We start from the raw sequence: 19,419 nt of genomic DNA on the forward strand, positions 1-19,419 counted from the left end.
GAGGGTTATGGCTTGATACGAATTGTAATTGCTGAAGATCAGGGGATGCTATTAGGCGCACTTCGTTCCTTACTTAGTATGGAGGAAGATATGGAGGTCGTCGGGTTAGCAAAAAATGGTGAGGAAGCATTGGCGCTTGTAGAAGAGCATCAGCCTGATATTTGTATTATGGATATTGAAATGCCAGTGAAAACTGGACTTGATGCGGCTGAAGAATTGCAGAGTTCCGACTGTAAAGTAATTATATTAACTACATTTGCTAGACCTGGTTATTTCGAACGAGCAAGAAAAGCGGGTGTCCGAGGTTACTTATTGAAGGATAGTCCTATCGAGGAATTGGTGAGTGCTATTCGGACAATCGTAGATGGCAAAAGAATTTACGCACCAGAACTTGTTGATTTTGTTTACGAGGACGATAGTGAAAATCCACTAACTGAGCGTGAAAGTCAGGTGTTAACACTTGTAGCAGAAGGTAAAACAACAAAAGAAATTGCAGCGGAGTTATTTTTATCGGCAGGGACTGTGCGCAATTATATTTCAACAATATTAGAAAAGCTCCATGTCGGGAACCGTATTGAGGCTATTGCACGCTTTAAGGAAAAAGGATGGAATAAGTAAGTCTTCTGAATGTACTTTTGATTGGCGAATAGGTATGCTAAAAAACATAGATTTTATCTATCACTATTCAAAAGGGAGCAAGATATATGCAAACTATTACTGGTAAAACGGCTTTAATTACTGGAGCCGGTCGTGGTATTGGCCGTGCAACAGCCATCGCCTTTGCAAAAGAGGGCATCAACGTTGGGCTAGTGGGTCGTACATTAGAGAATTTACAACAAGTTGAAAAACAACTAAAGGCATATGATGTAAAAGTCGCGATTGCTACAGCTGATGTAGCAAATTTGCAATCCATTACAACGGCTGTAGAAAGTATTCGAGCTGAATTAGGACCAATCGATATTTTAGTAAATAATGCGGGGATTTCGAAATTCGGTAAGTTTTTAGAACTTTCACCTGAAGATTGGACGAATATTGTAGATGTAAATGTTAAAGGTGTTTATTACACAACACGTGCCGTCCTACCAGAAATGATTGAACGTGAGTCAGGGGATATTATTAATATTTCATCTACAGCAGGTCAAAAAGGTGCCCCGATTACGAGTGCATATAGTGCATCGAAAGCGGCTGTTATTGGCATGAGTGAATCATTAATGTTAGAAGTTCGAAAACATAATATTCGTGTTGTAACGTTAACACCAAGTACTGTTGCAACTGATATGGCAGTAGAATTACAATTAACTGATGGCAATCCGGAAAAAGTCATGCAAGCAGAAGATTTAGCAGACTTAATGGTAGCTCAATTAAAATTACATCCGCGTGTTGTTTTAAAACATGCAGGTCTATGGTCAACAAACCCTTAAAAAGTAGATGTCCAACAGAAAAAGTGTTAGATTGACTGCCATCAATCTAACACTTTTTTGCTATGCCGTTGATGTTCGCTACGGCGGGCACACACGTAAGCCGCAACCCTCGCTAACGCGCGACTTGTTGCGTCTTACGCTTGCGTGCGTTTCCGCAGGAGTCACCGCCTTCTCTACCATCAACTGGTATTATCTGCTTAAAATTTTAATAGTTATGTCCCAACTTCTTTTTATTACTTTTTGCGCTTTGTTAAGCGACCAAGAACGAATGCACCAGCTGCTACAGCAAGAACTGTATTCGTTTTCTTCGTAAATACTTGTTTTGTCACAAGGTTAAGATTTTGAGGACGCTCCGCTAAGCGACGCATAAAGTAACCGTACCAATCTTCGCCAAATGGAACGTAGACACAGAAGTTATAGCCTTCTTTCGCAAGTTCTTTTTGCATATCTGTACGGAAGCCATATAACATTTGGAATTCAAATTTATCAAATGGAATATTGTTATCAGCAACAAAGCGCTTTACGTGTGCAATGACGTTATGGTCATGTGTAGCAATCGATGTAAATTTACCATGTAATAAATGGTATTCAATTAGTTCGATATAGTTTAAATCAATATCTAGCTTATCTTGGAAGGCTACTTCCACAGGCTCTTTATATGCACCTTTTACGATACGTAAACGGTAGTTTTTAAATTTCTCAAGATCGTCTTTTGCTCGGTAAAAGTATGATTGAATAACAGTACCGACATTATTGAATGTTTTTGAAAGCTCTTCTACCATATCAAATGATGTTTGTAGACGGCCGTAATTTTCCATATCAAAGTTTACAAAAATATCATAGGCTGCTGCTTTTTCTACAATCTCATATAAATTGTCGTAGCAAAAATCAACATCAATGTCTAAGCCTAATTGAGAAGGCTTTAACGAAATATGTGCATCAACATTGTTTTCATGAATAGCTTCAATGACAGCGAGGATTTGATCCTTAGCTTTTGTAGCTTCCTCTTCATTCGCAACAAACTCCCCTAGATTATCCACTGTGCAAGAGATATTATGTGCGTTTAATTCTTTGATGCTTGCAATCGTTTCTTCTATATTTGTACCAGCCACCACACTTTGGGCACCTAATTTTAAGCCGTATTTTTTAGCAGCACTATTTAATAGTTGGTTTTCAGATAATTGGATGAAAAAATCGCGTAATAACATGGGTCATTCTCCTCACTGCATTTTTCTTACTAGTATAACATATTTATAGAGAATGTCATGATATCACGAAAACAATTATTTCATTTCCAACATCTGTAATCTTTCATTGAAAAGCACAGGATAGCTTAAAAAGCCTATCATTATGCTCGATAATGTTGCGGTTGTTAATAGCGCGAAAATTATTAAAAGTTGAAATTGAACTGCTTGGATAGGGTCTGCACCACCGATAATTTGACCGCTCATCATACCTGGTAATTGTACAAGTCCAATAGTTTTTTGGCTTTCAATGGTAGGAATCATACTTGCTTTAATGGCATTGATTAGTTGGCGATGAATTGCTTGTTTAGGTGTGCCTCCTAGAGATAAAATGAGTTCGATTTCGTTTTGGTGACTTGTAATTTCTGCAGTGAAACGATTTAAAAATAAAATGGATAATACCATCGTGTTGCCAATTAACATACCACTAATAGGGATAATATACTGTGCGGTGCTAGGGACAATACCGAAGCCAAGTAAAACACCTTGTGTGACAATTTCCACCACAACAAGCGTAATTATTATTTTCCAAGTGATTCCCTTAATTCCTTTACCATTTTTACGGGCATTAAACGCTGCAACTAAAATCATTAATGCTACCATTAGAAATATATAAATAAAACTTCCAGCTTCAAAAACGAATTTTAAAATATAGCCGACTGCAAGTAATTGAATAATAGAACGAATTGTTGCAATAACGGTGTCTTTTTCAAGGCCTAGTTTAAACGTTTTTGAAAGTAATAGCGGAATTAATACGAAAATTAATGTCAGCGAAAGCGATGTATAAGTCATGAGTTTACCCCCTGTACAAATTCAGCGACTCTCGGATTACTAGGAGCTTTTAATAACGAACTTTCTCCTGTTTCAATCAGCTCTCCTCCCATCATGACCCATGTATAATGCCCAATCGTTAATGCCTGCTGTAAATTATGTGTAATCCATATTATCGTGACATCATATTTTTTGTTTAATTTCACAATGAGTGTTTCGATATCTTGTGCGGATTGACGATCTAATGCAGAAGTAATTTCATCTAACAATAATATAGAAGATTGGTTGATTAGAGTGCGCGCAATTGAAACCTTTTGACGTTGCCCACCAGATAGCTTATTGATGGAGCGATGTAAAAAACTTTCATCGAGACCAACGTCCAGTAAATAGCGGAATGCATCTTGCTGTGAGAGTTGTTTTCCTTGTAAAACAAGTGGAAGTGCCAAATTGTCAAATACGGTTCCGTTAATCATGGGTGCTGCCTGAAGAGCGATTCCTACATGTTTTCTTAAAGTGGTAGGCTCATAGGAAGCAATCGGCTGATTATCAATTAAGATAAGGCCATCTGTCGGTGAGAGTAGGCCGTTAAACATTTTCAATAATGTTGTTTTGCCAGCACCGGATGGACCAACAAGTGTTGTAATTTTTCCTTTTGGGAATGAACCAGTAATTAATTTTAAAATGTTCTTATCGTTAGCTGAAAAACTCACTTGTTGAAGGTGGATAGCGGGCTCAAATAACGTTGTCATGTCGTTGAACCTCCTTTAAGATTATAGGTAAATAACTTTCATATGAAATGATTCGACGCTACAGTTATTTTACCTTATTTAAAGAAAACTTCTAATGAAAACAAGTAAGGAGAATGGAATAATGAATGTTTTATATGTAGATACACTAACATACGCACAAGGTGATATGTATATTATTGCTTCAGATAAAGGCCTTGTATATATAGGAACGCCGAATACAGCGTTTGAAGAAGTGGAAAAATGGGCTCAAAAGCCGTTTAAGGGCTACAGTTTTGAAGAAAATAAAGAAAAATTAACGCCGTATGTTGAACAATTAACAGCTTACTTTAATGGAGAGCTTACTGAATTTAATTTACCTATACATGTGAAAGGAACATCATTTCAGCTAGCTGTATGGGATGCGTTGAAAGAGTTGCCGTATGGAACGACGACAACGTATTCTGCAATTGCGGAGCGAATTGGTAATCCAAAGGCGGTAAGAGCTGTAGGCAGTGCAATAGGTGCCAACCCTATATTGGCAATTATTCCGTGTCATCGTGTCATCGGAAAAAACGGTAAGCTGACAGGTTTCCGTAGTGGGCTAACAATGAAAGAATTTTTACTTGAATTAGAAAGAGCTGAATAAATATTTAAGCAGTGCTGTAACAAAAAACTGCTGGATTCCCATAACTTCACTAGGGACATCCAGCAGATTTTGTAATTTTTTCATAGGTGCAATCATTTTAATATCTAGACATGTTCTTCTGTGACACTCGTTTGAGTTTTACCAAAGTGAGTTAGACGGTGTGCAAATGTTTCACCATTAATAGCAGAGCTTTTAAAAACTTCTTGATATTCATAAGCGGGTGTACCATGTTCGATAACATCTAGGCCTGTGATTTCTTCTTCTACTGACACACGTAAAGGGATAAATGCTTTAATGATAAATAGACCCGCTGAGACGGAAACGCCAACCCAAGCGATTGTCGCAATTACACCTATTGCTTGAATGCCTAGTAAACTTAGGCCACCACCGTAGAATAGCCCTTGACCGCTAATGTCAAATAAACCGACCGCAAGTGTGCCCCAAATGCCACAAATACCATGAACTGCAATTGCGCCTACAGGATCATCTACTTTTAATTTCCATTCAATAAAGCGGACACCTTCTACTAATAAGGGTGCTGCAATTAAACCAATAATGAGTGAACCGATAATGCTGACGTTCGCTGCACCGGCTGTAATACCTACGAGCCCTGCTAACGCACCGTTGAGAGTTAGTGAGCCATCAATGTGACCATAGCGGAATTTTGTATAAAATGCAGTAGCAACAACGCCTGCAGAAGCTGCGAAAAATGTATTGGCAATTACCTTTGGAACGAGGGTAGGATCTGCAGCTAACGTAGAGGCACCATTAAAACCGAACCAGCCAAACCACAGTAGAAACACGCCTAATGCGCCAAGTGGAATGCTATGACCAGTAATAACGTTGACGCGGCCATTTTCGTATTTACCTAGACGTGGCCCAATCATTATTGCTGCTACAAAGGCAGCTACAGCACCTGTTAAATGGACAACTGTAGAACCGGCAAAATCGATAAAGCCTAAATCAGTTAACCAGCCTTGACCGCTCCAAATCCAATGCCCAACAACAGGATAAACGAGTAATGTCATAAGTATAATTACACCGATATAAGCAAAAATATTTGTTCGTTCTGCTACGGCACCAGATAAGATTGTCGCACCTGTTGCAGCAAACATCGTTTGGAAAATAAAGAAGGAGAGGTCATCTACACCGTTTAAAGCGAATCCACTAGTTCCGAAGATGCCCCCAGCTGTGTCGCCAAACATTATTGCATAGCCACATAGAAAATAAACAATTCCTCCAAGCGATATAGTTAAGAAGTTTTTCATAATAATGTTTACGGCATTTTTAGAACGTGTGAAACCTGCTTCTACCATTGCAAATCCTGCATGCATGAAGAAAACTAAAATTGTACCAAGCATAACCCAAACTAAATTTACAGATAATATAACGTCTTCCATAGCTATCTCCCCCTTAATCTACAGCAATTGATCCGACTTCTTTAGTACGGATACGAATTGCCTGTTCTACTGGATAAATAAATATTTTTCCGTCTCCAACCTTACCAGTTGCAGCATCACGTAATAAAACCTCCACAATCGGTTCTACTTTTTCGTCGTCGATAATCATTTCAAGTTTTAATTTTGGTAAAAACTCAATTTCGTAAGCATTTCCACGAAACAAACCTGTATGACCTAATTGACGACCACAGCCAGCGATTTCAGAAATACTTAAACCTGCAATACCAACCTTTGCAAGTCCGTCTCGTACAACCCCAAATACCTCTGGACGAATAATTGCCTCGATTTTTTTCACTCACACCAGCTCCTTGCGTAAATTTAATTTACATACTATAGGGAGCTGTTAAACGGCGCAATTGTTTTTTTGATTTACATGTTAGGTTTTGTGACATCATATATTTCATTTTCCGTAATAGATTACTAAAAAGCTAATTATTAAAGGAATGAAAGCGGTACTAAAATTTGTGTCTAAATCATGAACGGTTCTAAATTTTCTGAATATTCATGTTAGAAAACCTAACATAGGAAGGGAAACGTGTAAAACGCAAGATTTTGGGTATATAGTGTATACTAAGACTAACAATGATAGTGGAAGAAGGGATTTCCTATGAGATCAAACTATGCTGATGATAGCCTAGCGCTACACACAGATTTATACCAAATCAATATGGCAGAGTCTTATTGGGCTGATGGTATACATAATAGAAAAGCGGTTTTTGAGTTATATTTCAGAAAATTACCATTCGGTAATGGCTATGCCATATTTGCCGGATTGGAACGCATGCTTGAGTTTTTACGAGACTTTCGTTTTAGTGAGTCAGATATTGAATATTTACGTGAAGAAGTTGGCTATAAAGAAGATTTCATTGATTATTTAAAAAATATTCGCTTTACAGGTGATATGTATTCAATGGTGGAAGGGGAACTCGTTTTTGCAAACGAACCAATTGTACGCATTGAGGCACCGTTAGTGGAAGCTCAGCTAATTGAGACAGCTCTTTTGAATATTGTGAATTACCAAACGCTAATTGCTACTAAGGCAAGTCGTATTAAGCAAATCGTAAAAGATGAAATGGCTATGGAATTTGGTACACGCCGTGCCCATGAAATGGATGCAGCAATTTGGGGAACTCGTGCAGCCTTTATAGGCGGATTTGCTTCCACAAGTAATGTTCGTGCGGGTAAACTATTTAACATACCAGTAGCTGGTACGCATGCGCATGCGCTTGTGCAAGCATATAAAAATGATTATGATGCATTCCACGCCTATGCTAAACGTCATCGTAATTGTGTGTTTTTAGTGGACACTTATAACACGTTGAAATCTGGTGTACCGACAGCGATCAAAGTGGCAAAAGAACTAGGGGATAAAATTAATTTTATAGGTATTCGTCTAGATAGTGGAGATATTGCTTTCTTATCAAAAGAAGCACGTCGTATGCTCGATGAAGCGGGCTTCCCTGATGCGAAAATTGTTGTTTCGAATGATTTAGATGAATACACAATTTTGAACTTAAAGGCACAAGGCGCGCGCGTAGATATGTGGGGAATTGGAACAAAGGTCATTACAGCTTATGATCAGCCTGCGTTAGGAGCTGTCTATAAAATGGTAGCTATTGAAAATGAAGAAGGTCAGTTGGAAGATACGATTAAAATATCTGCGAATGCGGAAAAGGTTTCAACACCAGGTTTGAAAAATGTTTATCGTATTATCGACTTGAAAAATGGTAAATCAGAGGGCGATTACATTACAATGCACGATGAAGACCCTCAATCCGAAGAACGCATAAAAATGTTCCACCCTGTGCATACATTTGTGTCAAAATTCGTGACGAATTTCGAGGCGAAAAACTTACATCAGCATGTGATTAATAAAGGGGAAATAATTTATCAAAACCCGTCGTTGGTAGACATGCGCAATTATGCAGCTGAAAATTTAGAATTGTTATGGGATGAATACAAACGTGCGATGAATCCAGAAGAATATCCAGTCGATTTAAGTCAAAAATGCTGGGACAATAAAATGCGCAATATAGAAGAAGTGCGCGAAATGGTTAATCGAATTGTGAAAGGTTAAGGAGTGGAGAATGTTATGGCATTACAACAACAAATAATTAAAGAATTAAGCGTTTTGCCAACAATTGATGCACAGGAAGAAATTCGTAAATCCATTGATTTTTTAAAGGCATATGCACGTCGATATAGCTTTGTAAAAGGATTTGTGCTTGGTATATCTGGTGGACAAGATTCTACTTTAACTGGGAAATTAGCACAACTAGCTATTGATGAGTTAAATGCTGAAGCGGGCGAGGAGAAATATTCATTTTGGGCAGTGCGTTTGCCATATGGTGTTCAAATGGATGAACAGGACTGTCAGGACGCTATTGATTTTATTAAGCCTACGAATACTTACACAGTGAATATTAAGGAAGCAGTCGATGCCAGTGTACGTGCTTTAGAAAATGCCGGTGTTACACTTAGCGATTTTGTAAAAGGGAATGAAAAAGCACGTGAGCGCATGAAAGTGCAATTTTCTATTGCTGCTATGAATAGTGCAGTCGTTTTAGGAACAGACCATGCAGCAGAGGCAATTACAGGTTTCTATACAAAGTTTGGTGATGGTGGGGCAGATTTAATGCCTATTTTCCGTCTTAACAAGCGTCAGGGAAAACAATTGTTAGCTGCGCTTGATTGCCCTGAGCATCTGTATTTGAAAGTGCCGACAGCAGACTTGGAGGAAAACCGCCCATCTCTACCAGACGAAGTGGCGCTTGGTTTAACATATGAGCAAATTGATGATTATTTAGAAGGGAAGGAAATTCCCAAGGATGCTCGTGAAACACTAGAGCAGCACTATTTGCGATCTCAACATAAACGTCATATGCCTATCACAATTTTTGATGATTTTTGGAAATAAAGCCTGTGAGAATAGAGTTGTACAAAAAAGTGATAGAAACTTTTTTAACAATTCTATTCTTTTTTATGTATTTTGGTTCTGTTTGCTTAATTTCTTGCATATAATGTCGATATAAATACCTATAAACGTAGTAAAATAAAAAGGAGGGTAACTAATTATGAGGACTTCTAGTGTAAGTGCGACGACAAATAGTACTTTTCGTAATGAACAACAGTATTTACATGCTGGTGATCTTAGTCATGACTTTAGCCATAACGCACAGCAACGATTTAAAAAAAGTATTCAAAAAATTAAAGATAAAAAACTACTAAATAAGAAGAGACAAATTCAACAACAACGTCACAATAAAATTGAGGCTACTTTTGTTGATAGTGAAGGCAACGTACAAATTCATAATGAACTAAATGAAACAGCTGGAAAGTTGAGCCGTCTTAGCAAGCTAAAGAAGCGCCACAATAGTTACCGAACTTCCATATAAAGTAAAATTAAACCCTATACCAAACTTGGTATAGGGTTTTTTGCTACTGGATATTACTAAACATTGCTCTATTGATTCCCTTTAAGTTTTCGGCAAGCCATCAGTAATGTAATTAGTTCTTTTGACTTATTAAATTCATGGCTAAAAAATTAAAATTTGTAACTTTTTTGTAAGTGAACCGTTATACTACTAGATAGGCTTGTTTTATAAAAAACTTCAAACAAGCTATTTTTTGAGGTAAATACAAGGGGAATACTCTCGTAGATTTAATATATAATTCGTGTATGCGACGGCTAATGGCACATTGATTGTGTTACATTGCAGTTTTCGATATGCTTAAACTAAAATTATCGTGCAATTCAAATAATTGGTTTGTGGAAATGGGAGGGATTTTGTTTTATGAATTTACAAATACAAATGGTATTAGAAAATATAGAAAAAGTAATGATTGGGAAGAGGGAGGTTGCTGAACTTAGTATCGTCGCTTTGCTTGCCCAAGGTCATGTATTACTTGAAGATGTGCCTGGAGTGGGTAAGACAATGATGGTGCGTGCACTTGCCAAATCATTCGATGCTCAGTTTAAACGTATTCAGTTTACACCAGATTTACTGCCATCAGATGTTGTAGGTGTTTCTATTTATAACCCTAAAACAATGGAATTTGAATTTCGACCAGGACCAATTATGGGGGATGTAGTATTAGCTGATGAAATTAATAGAACATCACCTAAAACACAATCAGCGTTACTTGAGGCAATGGAGGAAGCGTCAATTACAATAGACGGCAATACACTTGAAATTAACCAGCCATTTTTCGTTATGGCTACGCAAAATCCGATTGAACATGAGGGGACGTATCCACTGCCAGAGGCGCAGCTCGATCGTTTTTTACTGAAAATAAAAATGGGCTATCCAACTAGAGGACAGGAAGTAGAAATATTACGACGTGCAGAAAACGGTAAGTCCATTGAAAAAATTGATGCTGTACTTACGCTTGCGCAATTAATTGAATTACAGGAGCTTGTGCAAGGTGTGTATGTCGAAGACTCCGTAAAAAACTACATGGTTGAGCTGGCTTCTCAAACGAGAGAGAATAACTATGTGTATTTAGGGGTTAGTCCTCGCGCAACAATTGCTTTGATGAAGGCATCGCAGGCGTATGCGTTTATGAAAGGGCGTAGCTATGTAATACCAGATGATGTTCAACATTTGGCGCCATATGTTTTTAGTCACCGATTAGTACTTAAGCCAGATGCACGCTATGATGATGTAACAGCAGAGGAAATTATTGAGCGTATTTTGGCGAAAACCCCTGTGCCAACAAAGAGGTTTGCAGAGAAATGAAGAAATGGCGTGCTCTTTTTGAGAAAAGTAAACATTTTCTATTAGTGAGCTTTCTAATGCTTATTACGTTTTGCTATGCAATGTTTCAAGGCGGTTTTGTAAGCTGGTTTGTATTTTTCACAGTGAGTCCATTTTTGCTATACGCCTTTATTTTTCAACTTGTTAGGGAGGACATTTACCGTATAGAGCGGAAAATTGAGCCTTCCCGTGTTGAAAGCGGACAATCCGTTAACGTAACAATTAGTGTTGAAAGAAAAACACGATTTCCATTTGCATATATGCTAGTAGAAGAGCTTGTTGGCAGCACGATGCTAGTTCAGTCAAAGGTACAAGAGAAAGACGCTATCAAATTTGTAGGCTTTAAAAAGGTTTTTAATTGGAGTTATACTCTTGAAAGCTTACCGCGCGGTGAACATCAATATTTAGGTGCAAATATAATCTTCTATGATTTTTTCGGATGGGCAAAAAAACGCATTCAGATAGAAAAAGAACAAACAGTTCTTGTCTATCCAAGAGTGCATGATATGAAATATGCTACATTGCAAGCAAAATTAGATGTTGGGTCTATGATGGCTCCTTATTCCATTGTGAAAGACACATCAATGGCTATTGGTTTACGCGAATATGTACCAGGGGACCGCTTTTCGTGGATTCATTGGAAGTCTTTTGCAAAAACGCAAACGCTACAGTCTAAGGAGTTTGAGGATCGTCAATCTCAGGAACTTCTGTTAATGCTTGATGAAGGTGCTTCTCCATTATTTGAAGAGAAAATTGAGTTGGTAGCTTCGATGTTTAAAGCAATAGTGCAAGGTCGTGGAGAAATTTCTTTTGTGTCAACAGGCACGAAGACGAAAGTGTTCACTTCCATTCAAGGGGAAAAGCAACTAGATCGAGTGATGCAACATTTAGCTAGTGTAAAACCTCTTGAAAATGCACAATTCCAATTACGCGATCAACAAGTTTTTCAGCGTGTTGCAACACTTTTATATGTTACGAGTGATATATCAGATGAACTATTACATACTTTAGGTAATTCGGTGAAAAGCTGTATTTGTTTTGTTGTGACACAACAGACACAAACACAGTCTGATGTAATAAAGCGTTATAAACATATTCAAGTCGTGTATGTAGATCCAACAGATTATTACCACTTGTTCACGGAGGTGATGAAGCCGTGAAAAAATCACTAGAAAGTTTTATTGAATTGGCTATAGCTTATCTCATTATTTTCTTTATATTACGTGAGTGGTTAATACCAGTAATGCAATTAACAAATACAGGTGTAAGTCATTTGTTTTTAATTTTTATTGGCTTAGCACTAGTACTGTGCCTATTTAAAGTTCGGCCGTTATTGTCGGGGCTTGTCAAGTTAGGCTACATTACATGGTTCGTTATATTTGTTTATAGCGAGAACCCTTTTTTTTCAGGTCACACTATTCCATTTTTAGTGAATGAAGTGACATTGAATATGGTGAATATTTTTTCAGGTAATTTCGGACAAGTATCAGATGCATTTAGAACAGTACTGTTTTTGGCATTGATCTGGATGTTAATATATTTAATTCACCATTGGATTACGGTGCATCATAATATTTTCTATTTCTTCGTACTAACTGTATTTTTCATCGCTACTCTTGATACTTTCAGCGAATATAATGGAAAACCGGCTATTATTAAAGTAGTAGTACTGGGTCTTATTATGACTGGTGTACTTTTCTTAAAACGATTAAGACTCCAAGTTGATGCGCCAAGTGATTTAGTTAGAAAGTGGAAAATTATATTACCGATGTTAATTTCGGTGGCACTCGTTAGTATGGTAGCATTCTTTTTACCAAAAGCAGGGCCTACGTGGGCCGATCCAGTGCCGTTTATTAAAGGCGTTACAGGACAAGGTGGCGTGGGAGATGGTCAAAAAACAGTTGGCTATAGTGATGATGATAGTAGATTAGGTGGCCCGTATAAAGGTGATAATACATTAATTTTCACTGCAACTTCCCGCGACCGTCATTATTGGCGTATAGATACAAAAGATACGTATACATCAAAAGGTTGGGTATTGTCTGGTGAATATATAGGGGAAGCAGTTTTTGAAAATGATACCCCGATCTTTACTTCTCTGCCTGTTGGACCAACGCAGAATGAACGCCAAATACAGATGGAAATGGCTGTACCTATGCCATTTTTAATTCAAACGTATGGTATGCTGTCCGTTTCTGCAGAGGAGCCAACATTGTATGTACAGGATGGACAAACGGAAAAAATAGTAACGAAACAACCAAGTGGTGAATTAGTAACTATGAGTAATGGTAGTAATAAATTACTGTCAAGTTACACGATATCTTATAGTGAACCAAATTATAGCTTGCAACAACTTCAGACGTCAGAGCCAGCTATGTTAGAAACATTAGATAGTTCCTATAATCGTTTCTTACAATTACCAGATACGCTTCCGCAGCGAGTACAAGATTTAGCAATTGATATTACGCGCAATAAAACATCGATATATGAAAAAATAAAGGCGATAGAAGGGTATTTTTCAAAAGGTGACTTTAGTTATGATAAAACAGCTGCCGCCTATCCTTCGGAAAATCAAGATTATGTAGATCAATTTCTGTTCGATACGAAAGTAGGGTACTGTGATAATTTCTCTACATCAATGGTCGTGATGCTTCGGACTATTGGTATTCCTGCCCGTTGGGTGAAGGGTTTTGCACCAGGTAATGCAGGTGGAGTATCTGATGGTTATCGTAAATATACGATAACAAATGATAATGCGCATTCATGGGTAGAGGCGTACGTTCCGGGTACAGGCTGGATAGAATTTGAACCTACAATTGGTTTTTCTGGGAATGTTAATATCAATTATGATTTGCAACGAGATGTTCCTCAGCAAGAGCAGGAACTGCAACCAGAAGAAAAAACTGAGCAACAACAAAAGAAAGACCAACCAACTAAGAAAACAACTACCCAATCAGCATTTAGTTTTGATAGTGTATGGACGTGGATAAAAACATTAAAATATGTTTGGTTGGCACTCATTGTTCTGCTAATAATTATTGGTGTGACATTATTTGTACAACGAAAAACATGGATTCCTAAAATGCATGTGCGTGCCTATCGTAAAAAAGAAGCGGATTGGACGAGCTTTGATTCATCTTATCAGGCATTAACGAAACAATTAGTACGTATTGGCTTACGTCGAAAAGATGGCGAGACATTACGAGTGTTTGCTGAACGGGTGGATGCCGCTTTAGAAACGGAAGAAATGCGGAAGTTAACAGCGATATACGAGCAACATATTTATAGCGAGAATACGCAGAATGTTGACTACGTTAAACTGAGAGAAAGTTGGGAATATTTAATCAATCGCACTATCAGTTGATTTTAATGGGCACAAAGAGTAAAATGAAAAAAATTATATATGATTAGGATGGCTTTCATATAAGTTCGAAAATAGGGTTCGGATGTTTCTACGAAATCACCGTAAATGATTTCTCTATGAAGGTGAATGTTTTGGTTAGGTGAGGAGTTTTTATAAATCACTTTTCTTTGTTACGCATTCCCCTTTATAAATCATGAACTTATGGACGCGTAGGAAGTTTTTTTACTTTCATACGCGTTTTTCTTTGAACCTATGAAAACGTCCTTTAAAAATACAAGAAGAGGTGGAAATATTGTCAGCAAGCCCTTTATTAAAAGAGCAAGAAAAAATCGTCGTTCTAGACTTCGGTAGCCAATTTAACCAATTAATTACGCGTCGTATTCGTGAGTTCGGTGTCTTCAGTGAATTACATCCACATACGATTACAGCAGAAGAAATTAAAGAAATGAACGCAACAGGTATCATCTTTTCTGGTGGTCCTAACTCAGTTTATGATGATAATGCTTTCCATGTAGATCAAGCCATTTTTGAATTAGGCTTACCAATCCTAGGTATTTGCTATGGTATGCAATTAATGGCTTATACTCAAGGCGGTAAAGTTGAAGGCGCTGAAACACGTGAATACGGTAAAGCGGAAATTCAAGTGACTGCTACAAATAAATTATTCGGTGAATTACCAACAGAACAAATCGTCTGGATGAGCCATGGCGACCACGTAACAGAAGTACCTGCTGGCTTTGAAATCATCGCAACAAGTGCATCATGCCCTATTGCTGCTATGGCAAACGTAGAACGTAAATTATATGCAGTACAATTCCACCCAGAAGTTCGTCACTCTGTATACGGTAACGATTTACTACGTCAATTCGTATTCGATATTTGTGGTGCTAAAGGCGATTGGTCAATGGCAAACTTTATCGAAATTGAAATCGCAAAAATTCGCGAAATTGTTGGCGATAAAAAAGTATTATGTGCACTTTCAGGCGGAGTAGACTCTTCTGTTGTTGCAGTACTTATTCATAAAGCAATTGGTGATCAACTTACATGTATGTTTGTAGACCACAACTTAAACCGTAAAGGTGAAGTTGAACAGGTTATGAAAACTTTCACGGAAGATTTCGATATGAACCTAATTAAGATTGATGCACGTCAACGCTTCATGGACAAACTTGCAGGTGTGTCTGATCCAGAGAAAAAACGTAAAATTATCGGTAACGAGTTTATTTACGTGTTCGATGAAGAAGCTTCAAAACTAGAAGGTATGGATTTCCTTGCACAAGGAACTTTATACACAGACATCATTGAATCTGGTACTTCTACTGCTCAAACAATTAAATCTCACCATAACGTAGGTGGCCTTCCAGAAGACATGCAGTTCAAATTGATTGAGCCATTAAAAACATTATTTAAAGACGAAGTTCGTGCACTTGGCTTAGAGCTTGGTCTTGACGAAAAAATCGTTTGGCGTCAACCATTCCCAGGTCCTGGTTTAGGTATTCGTGTACTTGGTGAAGTAACAGAAGAAAAACTTGAAATTGTTCGTGAATCTGACTTCATCTTACGTGAAGAAATCGCAAAAGCTGGCCTTGAACGCGATGTTTGGCAATACTTCACGGTATTACCTGATATCCGTTCAGTAGGCGTAATGGGCGATGCTCGTACGTATGACTACGCAATCGGTATCCGTGCAGTAACGTCTATCGACGGTATGACTTCTGACTGGGCACGTATCCCTTGGGATGTTCTAGAAAAAATTTCTGTACGCCTAGTAAACGAAGTAAAACACGTAAACCGCGTGCTGTATGATATTACTTCTAAGCCACCAGCAACAATTGAGTGGGAATAACAGCTAATAGCAAGAGTCCTAAAAGCCCTAGTAACACAGGGTTTTTAGGGCTTTTTTTAGTTGTCTGATGTGCACCAAGTGACGTAACAATAGAACTTTTCTGGTCATTTTTAACTGGAAAGATTTAAATGATATAAACTAACGTAGTGAGGGCAAAATTGCTGGCAAAGCGTTGGATATAGTAAACTGAATTTATGTAAAATGATTACGCTGTTGTTTAATTTAGGGGGATTAAAATGGAGAAAAGTATAGCGACGATTTATACACTTGCTGTTGGTATGCCGAAAGAATTGGACTATAGTAAAGGGCGATCAATGATTACAGGGATTGAAAAACGGAAAGTGCACGAAGTTTATTTAGCTACTCGTGGATTTGAGGGAGATGATGTGGCAGATAAAAAGCATCATGGTGGACCTGATCGCGCTGTTTGTCTATATCCTGCGGAGCATTACGAGCAATGGGAAAAGGAACTTGGTAAGGCATTGCCAGCAGCAGCATTCGGTGAGAACTTAACGGTAACAAATATGCTTGAAGCGGATGTTTGTATTGGAGATATTTATAAAATTGGTGATGCAGTCATTCAAATTACGCAAGGACGTATTCCGTGTAGTACGATTGATAAATATACAAAGGCTGACACATTACTTAAACGATTAATTGAAACAGGTTATACAGGCTTCCTAGCACGTGTACTAAGTGAGGGAACAATATGTGCAGACTCAAAAATTGAAATAGTTGAAAGACACCCTGCTCGTATATCGGTTTTACATTGCAATGAAGTATATTTTGAAAACAACAACGCACTTGCGATGAAACGTATTCAAGCAGTAGATGCATTAGCGATGGATTGGAAACAAAAATTAGAAAAAAGAATTCAATTATTAGAGAGTCGAGTAGAGAAGTAAGGATAATGATGGAAATGAGAATGGGAGCTCTTACGTAATATGTTCGGTGGTTTCGTATTTATTGCCTAAGTACTTCTTATTGTGTAGGAGTTGGGTGAGTAATTCGATATAAAAGCCTTTGACATATTTACATACATTTGAAAAGCTCACTTTTTCAAAACAAATGCAAAATGGTCGATTATAGCCTTTAATCGTAAATAAAAAACAGGAAAAGCAACTTGTATAAGTTAGTATTTTTCCTGTTTTTTTACGCTGTTTTTACAAAATCAGAACAATAATACCGTATTTTACACGAACTTTCGTATTTTTTTTATAAGAAATGTTCGGAAATGGGGTTGAAATCTAAAAAACGAAATGATATATTACGATTGTAAAGTAAATAAGTCGTCGTATAATGTCGGGAATATGGCCCGTGAGTTTCTACCAAGTTACCGTAAATAACTTGACTACGATTTTAGTTTTTATACGGATGTATAATAACTAATTTATTTCACACATTATTAGTGATGAAATGTATCGTAGACATGCGACTAGTAGAATAGTCAGCGTGTCTTTTTTGTTTTCGATATTGAAGACGACAATACGGAGGATATTTTTAAAATGAAAAAATATTTCATGTTCGATGAATTAGGTACTAATTATCGCCGCGAAATAATTGGCGGTATTACAACATTCCTAGCTATGGCATACATTTTAGCTGTTAACCCAGGGATTCTGGAAAGTGCGGGAATGGATAAAGGTGCTGTTTTCGTGGCAACAGCATTAGCAGCAGCAGTCGGTTCTTTGATTATGGGTATTTTCGCTAAATTCCCAATCTCATTGGCGCCAGGTATGGGGTTAAATGCATTCTTTGCCTTCACGGTAGTAGGGACGTATGGCATTCCTTGGCAAACTGGTTTAACAGGTGTGTTCTTCTCGGGGATTATATTTATTATCCTTTCATTAACAGGTATTCGTGAAACAGTTATTAATGCAATTCCAGCACAACTTAAATATGCTGTGTCAGCTGGTATTGGTTTATTTATTACATTTGTAGGGTTACAAGGAGCTGGCATTGTAGTTGATAGTCCAGCAACTTTAGTAACATTAGGAGCATTTACAGGTTCAACTCTTTTAGCAGTATTCGGCATTATTATTTCAATCATCCTAATCCTTAAATTCCGTAGCGTCGGTATTTTCTTAGGAATGGTTATTACAGCAATCGTTGGTATGATTACGGGTGTTATTGCACCTCCTGAAGCTGTTGTAGCATCGATCCCAAGTGTAGATTCAACATTTATGGTTGCACTTAACCCAATTATTCATGACTTCGGTTCATTAATAAACGTTAAATTTTTAGTTGTTGTATTAACATTTTTATTCGTTGACTTTTTCGATACAGCCGGCACATTAATGGCTGTGGCAACACAAGCTGGATTAGTAAAAGACGATAAATTACCACGTGCAAGCCGTGCACTTATGGCAGATGCACTAGCAACAACAATTGGTTCTTTATTTGGTACTTCAACAACTACTGCTTATGTAGAATCAACTTCTGGTGTAGCAGCAGGTGCTCGTTCAGGTTTTGCTGCAGTTGTTACTGCTGTATTATTTATAGTAGCACTATTCTTCTCACCATTACTTGCGGTTGTTACTTCAGCAGTAACAGCACCAGCACTTGTTATCGTCGGTGTGTTAATGGTTTCGTCACTACGTTTAATTGAATGGGATAAATTCGAAATTGCAGTTCCAGCGTTCTTCACTGTTTTAATGATGCCTCTTGGCTATTCCATTGCAACAGGGATCGCAATTGGTTTCGTATTCTACCCAGTAACAATGCTTTTAGCAGGTCGTAAAAAAGAAATTCACCCAATGATGTACGGATTATTCTTCGTATTCCTTGCGTACTTTATCTGGGTTCGATAATGTAAGGACGAAATAGGCTCTGCTTAGTGAAAACTAAGTGGAGCTTTTTTCATTTAAAATTGTTTGAGTGCCTGGCACTTAATAATATAGAAGAAACTACTATCATACTATTGACTGAATAGTTTTATTTCAATTAAACACTTGCAAACTATAATGTGAGATGATATATTTAAACACGTTGTTACGAAACAAGCGAACAACATACAGAAAGAAAATAATAGTTGACATCATATTGAATGTATGTTAAATTATAAAAAGTTACTTATTAAGTAGCTAGCAAAATGAACCTTGAAAACTGAACAAGCAAAACGTAATCAATATAGTTTTTACTAGCTAACTTCGTTAGTGAACGAAACAAAATTTTGGACATCA

At 37.5% G+C, this 19,419-nt stretch carries 17 protein-coding genes and 2 riboswitches; of the genes, 12 read left to right on the top strand and 5 right to left on the bottom strand.

The genetic code is table 11. The features are described 5' to 3' along the window. The first annotated feature begins 12 nt into the window (after positions 1-12). Together ACIP9G_RS22090 and ACIP9G_RS22095 are read left to right on the top strand one after the other, a co-directional pair. The gene (locus tag ACIP9G_RS22090) at positions 13-618 is read left to right on the top strand and encodes a response regulator (RefSeq protein WP_340822163.1); all 606 of its coding nucleotides are present in this window, start codon (positions 13-15) and stop codon (positions 616-618) included. A gap of 86 nt (positions 619-704) precedes the next feature. Continuing rightward, on the top strand, positions 705-1,421 hold the full coding sequence (locus ACIP9G_RS22095) for a 3-ketoacyl-ACP reductase (protein WP_340822164.1): 717 nt from the start codon (positions 705-707) through the stop codon (positions 1,419-1,421). A gap of 233 nt (positions 1,422-1,654) precedes the next feature. On the opposite strand, the gene ACIP9G_RS22100 is transcribed toward ACIP9G_RS22095, so the two are convergent. The 3 genes from ACIP9G_RS22100 to ACIP9G_RS22110 all read right to left on the bottom strand — a co-directional run bounded on the left by ACIP9G_RS22100 (position 1,655) and on the right by ACIP9G_RS22110 (position 4,185). Continuing rightward, on the bottom strand, positions 1,655-2,629 hold the full coding sequence (locus tag ACIP9G_RS22100; protein ID WP_340822165.1) for a proline dehydrogenase family protein: 975 nt from the start codon (positions 2,627-2,629) through the stop codon (positions 1,655-1,657). Positions 2,630-2,704: 75 nt separating this feature from the next. Then, positions 2,705-3,457: an ABC transporter permease gene (locus ACIP9G_RS22105; RefSeq protein ID WP_340822167.1), complete on the bottom strand. Its 753-nt coding sequence runs from the start codon at positions 3,455-3,457 to the stop codon at positions 2,705-2,707. After that, entirely contained in the window at positions 3,454-4,185 is a 732-nt protein-coding gene (locus tag ACIP9G_RS22110) for an ABC transporter ATP-binding protein (protein ID WP_340822169.1), read from the bottom strand. Before ACIP9G_RS22110 ends, ACIP9G_RS22105 begins: the two co-directional genes overlap by 4 nt. A 121-nt stretch (positions 4,186-4,306) precedes the next feature. On the opposite strand from ACIP9G_RS22110, the gene ACIP9G_RS22115 reads away from it, so the two are divergent. Next, positions 4,307-4,810, top strand: a complete 504-nt coding sequence (locus ACIP9G_RS22115; protein WP_401022360.1) for a methylated-DNA--[protein]-cysteine S-methyltransferase — start codon at positions 4,307-4,309, stop codon at positions 4,808-4,810. A 104-nt stretch (positions 4,811-4,914) separates the two neighbouring features. On the opposite strand, the gene ACIP9G_RS22120 is transcribed toward ACIP9G_RS22115, so the two are convergent. Further along, a complete protein-coding gene (locus ACIP9G_RS22120; RefSeq protein ID WP_340822171.1) occupies positions 4,915-6,210 on the bottom strand; it encodes an ammonium transporter in 1,296 nt (431 codons plus the stop codon). Between the two features lie 13 nt (positions 6,211-6,223). Beyond that, positions 6,224-6,565, bottom strand: a complete 342-nt coding sequence (locus ACIP9G_RS22125) for a P-II family nitrogen regulator (RefSeq protein WP_340822172.1) — start codon at positions 6,563-6,565, stop codon at positions 6,224-6,226. Positions 6,566-6,877: 312 nt separating this feature from the next. On the opposite strand from ACIP9G_RS22125, the gene ACIP9G_RS22130 reads away from it, so the two are divergent. The 9 genes from ACIP9G_RS22130 (at position 6,878) to ACIP9G_RS22170 (ending at position 19,047) form a co-directional block, all read left to right on the top strand. Next, a complete protein-coding gene (locus tag ACIP9G_RS22130; protein WP_401022362.1) occupies positions 6,878-8,347 on the top strand; it encodes a nicotinate phosphoribosyltransferase in 1,470 nt (489 codons plus the stop codon). 15 nt (positions 8,348-8,362) lie between these two features. Further along, complete coding sequence (gene nadE, locus ACIP9G_RS22135; RefSeq protein WP_340822176.1) at positions 8,363-9,187, top strand: ammonia-dependent NAD(+) synthetase; 825 nt, start codon at positions 8,363-8,365, stop codon at positions 9,185-9,187. Between the two features lie 157 nt (positions 9,188-9,344). Next, a complete protein-coding gene (locus ACIP9G_RS22140; RefSeq protein ID WP_340822178.1) occupies positions 9,345-9,665 on the top strand; it encodes an NAD synthetase in 321 nt (106 codons plus the stop codon). A gap of 399 nt (positions 9,666-10,064) precedes the next feature. Beyond that, a complete protein-coding gene (locus ACIP9G_RS22145; RefSeq protein ID WP_340822179.1) occupies positions 10,065-11,009 on the top strand; it encodes an AAA family ATPase in 945 nt (314 codons plus the stop codon). Further along, positions 11,006-12,187 (top strand): DUF58 domain-containing protein, encoded by a 1,182-nt coding sequence (locus tag ACIP9G_RS22150; protein ID WP_401022366.1) that lies wholly within the window; start codon positions 11,006-11,008, stop codon positions 12,185-12,187. Before ACIP9G_RS22145 ends, ACIP9G_RS22150 begins: the two co-directional genes overlap by 4 nt. After that, positions 12,184-14,391, top strand: coding sequence for a transglutaminase TgpA family protein (locus ACIP9G_RS22155; protein WP_401022368.1), 2,208 nt, complete (start codon positions 12,184-12,186; stop codon positions 14,389-14,391). Before ACIP9G_RS22150 ends, ACIP9G_RS22155 begins: the two co-directional genes overlap by 4 nt. A gap of 35 nt (positions 14,392-14,426) precedes the next feature. Next, a riboswitch (purine riboswitch) is annotated at positions 14,427-14,528 on the top strand. Positions 14,529-14,683: 155 nt separating this feature from the next. Continuing rightward, the gene (gene guaA / locus ACIP9G_RS22160) at positions 14,684-16,237 is read left to right on the top strand and encodes a glutamine-hydrolyzing GMP synthase (protein WP_401022371.1); all 1,554 of its coding nucleotides are present in this window, start codon (positions 14,684-14,686) and stop codon (positions 16,235-16,237) included. Positions 16,238-16,473: 236 nt separating this feature from the next. Next, the gene (locus ACIP9G_RS22165; protein WP_401022373.1) at positions 16,474-17,142 is read left to right on the top strand and encodes an MOSC domain-containing protein; all 669 of its coding nucleotides are present in this window, start codon (positions 16,474-16,476) and stop codon (positions 17,140-17,142) included. 367 nt (positions 17,143-17,509) lie between these two features. Beyond that, a riboswitch (purine riboswitch) is annotated at positions 17,510-17,611 on the top strand. Between the two features lie 131 nt (positions 17,612-17,742). After that, a complete protein-coding gene (locus tag ACIP9G_RS22170) occupies positions 17,743-19,047 on the top strand; it encodes an NCS2 family permease (protein ID WP_340822202.1) in 1,305 nt (434 codons plus the stop codon). Positions 19,048-19,419 lie beyond the last annotated feature (372 nt).

Source organism: Lysinibacillus sp. NPDC093197 (assembly GCF_044754025.1).
GTDB lineage: Bacteria > Bacillota > Bacilli > Bacillales_A > Planococcaceae > Lysinibacillus.